Source organism: Lentimonas sp. CC4, assembly GCF_902728235.1.
Taxonomy (GTDB): domain Bacteria; phylum Verrucomicrobiota; class Verrucomicrobiia; order Opitutales; family Coraliomargaritaceae; genus Lentimonas.
On sequence record NZ_CACVBO010000001.1, the window covers coordinates 1,526,501 to 1,532,500 of the forward strand.

At 52.7% G+C, this 6,000-nt stretch carries 4 protein-coding genes (1 of these 4 running past the window's edge); all 4 read right to left on the minus strand.

The window, feature by feature from the left end; translation table 11 throughout:
* Positions 1-127: 127 nt before the first annotated feature.
* Positions 128-1,642, minus strand: coding sequence for an OFA family MFS transporter (locus tag GZZ87_RS06695; protein WP_162025752.1), 1,515 nt, complete (start codon positions 1,640-1,642; stop codon positions 128-130).
* 117 nt (positions 1,643-1,759) lie between these two features.
* Positions 1,760-2,554, minus strand: coding sequence for a pyruvate formate-lyase-activating protein (gene pflA, locus GZZ87_RS06700; protein ID WP_162025753.1), 795 nt, complete (start codon positions 2,552-2,554; stop codon positions 1,760-1,762).
* 103 nt (positions 2,555-2,657) lie between these two features.
* On the minus strand, positions 2,658-4,934 hold the full coding sequence (gene pflB, locus GZZ87_RS06705) for a formate C-acetyltransferase (protein WP_162025754.1): 2,277 nt from the start codon (positions 4,932-4,934) through the stop codon (positions 2,658-2,660).
* Positions 4,935-5,225: 291 nt separating this feature from the next.
* On the minus strand, positions 5,226-6,000 hold the 3' portion of the coding sequence (locus tag GZZ87_RS06710) for a LysM peptidoglycan-binding domain-containing protein (RefSeq protein ID WP_162025755.1). It continues 299 nt past the right edge of the window; 775 of the gene's 1,074 nt are visible here — the last part of the coding sequence; the start codon falls outside the window, past its right edge — the gene reads right to left on this strand; the stop codon is at positions 5,226-5,228.

Sequence of the window (6,000 nt, forward strand, 5' to 3'; positions counted from 1 at the left end):
AAGCGACACTCTTGTCGCTTTGATTTAGTTTTCTACACAAAAAAGAGCGCGGCTATTACGGCCGCGCTCTTTGTTTTTGAATGATTCTCGATGCAAACAGGCTAGAATGCCTGTGTCACTTTGCTAATTACTCGCTGTGTGTATGTGGGCGAGCAGCTTCGACTTGCTGGGCGCTGTAATGGCGGTTGATGCGCTTGATCTCGATCTTCATCAGTAAAGAGATGATGAGTGCGATCACAAAAGCGCCGCCGAATACATAGAGGCTGCCTTGGTAGCTGTGTGTTTGCTTATATACATAGGCGTTGATCATTGGGCCGACGATGCCGGCACAGGACCATGCTGTTAAGATATAGCCGTGAATCGTTGGCATCTCCTTGAGGCCGAAGAGGTCACTGATGTAGGCTGGAATACTGGCGAAGCCACCGCCGTAGCACGATAGGATCAGGAAGGTTACGATCATGAACAATACCGGTGCGCCTGTCAGGTTGGCGAGCAGTGGGAAGGCGATGATCTGGATCGCGAAGAAGGCGACGTAAGTATTTGAGCGGCCGATGAAGTCGGAGAAGGTTGCCCAAATAATACGGCCGAGGCCGTTGAAGAGCGAAATGCCCATGACTAGAAGGCTGGCCATTTCGACGGGAAGGCGCACCATTTCGTAGCCCATCTTCTTGGCGGTGGCGATCACAGCGATACCACAGGAGACGTTAATGAAGAGCATCAGCCAGAGCCCGTAGAAGCCAGGAGTGCGAAGCGCTTCTTTGGCTGTCATCTCTCCCTTTAGAGCGATGGCTTTTGCTTTCTTAGGATCGGCTGCTGCAAATTTCTCTGCATAGCCTTCAGGTGGCGGCGCGATGTAGAGTGCGCTGGGCACCATGATGCATAAATAAATGATGCCTAGGAAGAAGAAGGCACTGGCGATCGACTTCTTATCGTAAATGAGAGTGGAGCGATAGTTGTCGGTGGTGGCTTTGACGACGGCGTATTCTGCGCTGTCTGTTTGTTTTTCGCGGTAGAGTGCCGCTGCTTCGGTGCTTTGCGCTTTATAGGATTCAAGTGACGGTGCACCTTCGATCATTAGCGCAGCTGCTGCGGGGTCGGATTCCAGTGCTTGTAGGTAGTCGTAGGTTTTTACGTCTTTATGCAGCACGATCTCTTCCTGCATCGGCACGAATTGGTCGATCAGTTGGGCGCAAATCAGGCCACCGAAGCCGAAGCCCATAATGGCGAGACCGGTGGCGAGGCCACGACGATCAGGGAACCACTTCACGAGTGTGGAAACGGGGGTGATGTAGCCGAGCCCGAGTCCGATGCCGCTCACTACGCCGAAGAACAAATAAAACAGTGTGATGTTCTCATACCAGCAGGCTGCTGCTGACCCGATTAGGCCAGTGCAGAAGAAGGCTGCGGAGAGCAGTCCACCCTTAGATGCGCCTTTACGCTCAATGTAGCGCCCTAGGAAGGCGGCGGATAGACCTAGGAAGAAGATGGCGATACTGAATGCCATCGACGTCTTAGGAGACGACCAGCCGAAGGTGTTTTCAAGGGGCATCTTCCATGCGCTATATGCATAGACAGAGCCAATTGATGCGTGAATGCCAACTGCGGATGCAGCGATGAGCCAACGATTTTTTGTTTTAGCCATAATGTAAGTGTCGGGGTGACGTCGAATCTCGAATTAAGAACGTCCAACATTCAGAGCTGAAGTGTTGGACGTGTGTTCGAATACAGAGACTCGATGTGTGGTATCTTGAGTGTGTGCCTACGAGACGGCTTCGACGCCGTGGCGCGCGAAGATGTCTTTAGCAGCTTGAACCTGTGCTGCTGTCGGTGTCGGTGTATTTTTCAAGTTATACTGTATACCTGAGATTTCGTATTTGCCTTCGCCCATCTTGTGGAAAGGCAGGATCTCTACGCGCTCAACGTTGCCAAGTGTGCTGACGAATTCTGCGAGGCCGTCGATGTTCTTTTCAGAGTCAGTGAGGCCTGGGACGAGCACGAAGCGAATCCACACTTTTTTGTCCATCGCATCGAGGCGCTTGGCAAATTTCAGTGTTTGGTCGACGCAGACACCAGTGGTGAACTTGTGAGTCATCGGGCTGAAGCTCTTAATGTCGAGTAGCACTAAGTCGGTGAGTGCCAGTAGCTCGTCGCTGGCTTTGTGGCCAACGAATCCGGAAGTATCCAACGCGGTGTGGATGCCTTCGTCTTTAGCCATTTGGAACATGGCTTGCACAAAGTCCGGCTGCATGAGCGGCTCGCCGCCGCTGAGGGTCAGGCCACCTTTTTTGATGAATGACTTGTATTTCTTAACATCGGCGAATGCTTCCTCTGCGGTCATCGATTTGCCGGACGGTTTGCCTTGGGCATCTGGGTTGTGGCAATACTGGCAACGTAGTGGGCAGCCGTGTAGAAAGAGAATGTAGCGAACGCCTGGGCCGTCGACTGTGCCACAGGTCTCAACCGAGTGGATGTAGCCTTCGCTTTGGCCTGATGGGCTGTCGCAGGCGGGGCTTTCGTAAGTGCAAGTGGTAGGTGCTTCTAAAGTGGTGGTCATGGTAGTGTAGTAGTGTCGTGTTCTGAATCGTAATCTTTACCCTAGCCGTAATCACTCTCTGTATTCAGATTGTGATTACGGCTAGGGTTCGGATTGTGCGAATTTAGATATTATCGTGGAATGTCCGTGTAATCACGTCCATCTGCTGCTCTTTCGTGAGCTTGATGAAGTTCACAGCGTATCCGGACACGCGGACTGTGAGCTGTGGGTATTTCTCAGGGTGTTCCATCGCGTCCATGAGTGTTTCCTTTTCGAAGACGTTCACATTGATGTGGTGACCGCTTTCTTCGAAGTAGCCGTCGAGGATGTTCCCCAAGTTGGCAACTTGATCAGGCTGAGTCTTGCCGAGTGCTTTTGGCACGATCGAGAAGGTGTATGAAATGCCGTCTTGTGAGTGCTCGTATGGAAGCTTTGCAACGGATGCCATGGATGCGACTGCACCCTTCTTATCGCGGCCGTGCATTGGGTTGGCGCCTGGTGCGAATGGCTCACCTGCCTTGCGGCCGTCTGGTGTGCCGCCAGTCTTCTTACCATATACCACGTTGGACGTGATAGTGAGAACCGACTGTGTTGGAATCGCGTTACGATACATAGGCTGCTTGCGAACCTTGTCCATGAAGCGCTCAACGAGGTCGTTGGCGAAAGCATCGACGCGGTCGTCGTTGTTGCCGTAAGCAGGATAGTCGCCGATGACTTCGTAGTCGACTGCGAGGCCTTCATCGTTGCGGATCACTTTGACCTTCGCGTATTTGACAGCTGAGAGGGCGTCGGCGCTGACCGAGAGACCTGCGATGCCGCAAGCCATGGTGCGCATGACGACCTTGTCGTGAAGTGCCATCATGATGTTTTCCGGAGAATACTTATCATGCATGTAGTGGATGATGTTGAGCGCTTTGACGTATGTCTGTGCGACCCATTCCATCATGTTGTCAAAACGAGCCATGAGATCGTCGAACTCAAGGTAGTCGCCTTTGAACGCATCGCTCTCTGGAGCCACTTGCATGCCGCTCTTCTCGTCCTTACCGCCGTTGATTGCGTAGAGCATCGCTTTGGCAAGGTTGGCGCGGGCGCCGAAGAATTGCATTTGCTTGCCGATACGCATCGCGGACACACAGCATGCGATTCCGTAGTCGTCGCCCCAATACTTGCGCATGAGGTCGTCGTTTTCGTATTGGATAGCGCTGGTTTCGATCGATACCTTTGCGCAGAAATCCTTGAAGCCTTGTGGGAGTTCTTGTGCCCAGAGCACTGTGAGATTTGGCTCAGGAGCGGGTCCGAGGTTATAAAGTGTTTGCAACACGCGGAAGCTGGACTTGGTGACGAGTGAACGTCCGTCTTCGCCCATGCCGCCGATGCTTTCAGTCACCCATGTTGGATCACCTGAGAAAAGTTCGTCGTAGTCTGTGGTGCGGATGAAACGAACGATACGCATCTTCATGACCAAGTGGTCGATGATTTCCTGTGCTTGTTCTTCGTTAAGTGTGCCTTCGGCGAAATCACGCTCGAAGTAGACATCGAAGAAAGTCGCGGTGCGACCAAAGGACATTGCTGCACCATTCTGGTCTTTAACTGCGCCGAGGTAGGCGAAGTAAGTCCATTGCACGGCTTCTTTACCGTTTTGTGCTGGAAGTGAGATGTCGAACCCGTAGGCCGCAGCCATGGTCTTTAGGTCTTTGAGTGCTTGGATTTGATCCTGTGTCTCTTCACGCTCGCGCACCCACTCTTCAGTGAATTCTTCGTTGTTGCTGTCTTTGATTTGCTGCTGCTTATCAGCAATCAAGCGATCCACGCCATAGAGTGCGACACGGCGGTAGTCGCCGATGATACGGCCACGGCCGTAACCATCTGGAAGGCCTGTGACGATGCCAGCGCTACGAGCCTTGCGGATCTCGTCTGTGTAGCATGCGAAGACGCCGTCATTGTGAGTTTTGCGGTGCTTTTGGAAAATTTCGAGCGTGGACGGATCCATGTCACGGCCGTGTGCTTGCAGCGCTTTTTGAGCGATGCGGTAGCCGCCGTAAGGGAGCATTGCGCGCTTGAGGGGCTTGTCAGTTTGCACACCAACGACTGTTTCCAAGTCCTTGTTGATGTAGCCTGCGCCGTGAGAGGCGACTGTCCCTACGGTTTTAGTGTCCGCATCGAGGACGCCACCAGCTTCGCGTTCTTGCTGGAGAAGCTCTTTGAGTTCGTCCCAGAGCTGATTGGTCTTGGCTGTTGGGCCTTTTAGGAACGCGTAATCACCTTCGTATGGCGTGTAGTTCTTCTGGATGAAGTCGCGGACGTCGATACTGTCCTGCCAGTCTCCATTGTCGAAGGTGCGCCAAGCGTTTGCTTGTGTCGCTGCGTTCTCTTGCGTGGTAGTGTTTGTTGCAGTAGGCATAATAGCTTCTGTATTGTGTGGTTGTGTAGTGTAGATAGAGGACCAAGCTTGCTGGCCATTAAATTTATTAATGGCCGCGTTATGTTAGAAGCAGCTTAGCTAATCGAGCATAAATAATTTCTCTTGATGTAGAATAAGTCTACCTAATGGAGGTGATGACTTCTCTTGGTGCTTAGGCATGGGGATACACTGTAAACGTTGAGGAGATTTGAGCTCGTCAAATCCTACGCTTTGTGGGGTGTGGATAGCTGTGCGATCTCTGTCGTGCAGCGATAGTCAAGTTCGTCGGCCTTAATCGTAGCGAGCATGCATGGCGGCTAGCGGGAAGTGTTTACCGGGGCAGACGGTTTGTTCGCCTTTGAGCTCTTTATGTCCTGCGAAGTGTGTTTTCTTCTTTAGCACGTCGCGTTGTAGCCAGTCCACGAGCTGAGTAAAGGCGTCGAGTTGCTTTTTGCTTGGGTGCGTTTGCTCAAAGTTGCCGACTAGGCAGATGCCGATCGCGGTCAAGTTGATGTTATAGCTGCGGACGTGTCCGCCAAGGAGTTGTTTTTTCCAACGCGGGCCGACCTCTATTTCGCCGTCTCCGGAGTCTATGCCGTTGCCGATGACGAAGTGGTAGGCGAGGCCGTTTTGCATGCCGCGCTGACGGTGGGCAGCGTCGTATTTCTTAGCGTTGCCGTATTTGATGGCGCTGTGGTGGGCGACGATGCGTTTCCAGTTATCACGTCGCACGTTGATTTTGGCGGTTGCTGTGCGGACTTGTGCTAGTAAGTCGGTGGTGGTGCTCGTAGAGGAGCTCGGAACCTGAAGCTTTTGGCCAATACGGACGAGGTCGCTCGACAAATTGTTGGCCTGCGTGATGGCACTGATAGTCGTTCCGTGTCGTATGGCGATGCCTCCGAGCGTGTCGCCATGCTGAACAATATAGGTGGAAGTCGCTGTTGCTGCGCTTGGGGTGTGCGTGGCGGGAACAATTAGGGTCTGTCCGATACGAACCGTATCGCTTGTCAACTTGTTGGCATGCTTGATCGTGCTTATGGCCGTGCCGTGGCGAAGTGCGATGTGT

Excerpts from the sequence above, each read along its gene's own strand:
- pflB (WP_162025754.1), bottom strand. The coding sequence starts at position 4,934 with ATGCCTACTGCAACAAACACTACCACGCAAGAGAACGCAGCGACACAA.
- GZZ87_RS06695 (WP_162025752.1), bottom strand. The coding sequence starts at position 1,642 with ATGGCTAAAACAAAAAATCGTTGGCTCATCGCTGCATCCGCAGTTGGC.
- pflA (WP_162025753.1), bottom strand. The coding sequence starts at position 2,554 with ATGACCACCACTTTAGAAGCACCTACCACTTGCACTTACGAAAGCCCC.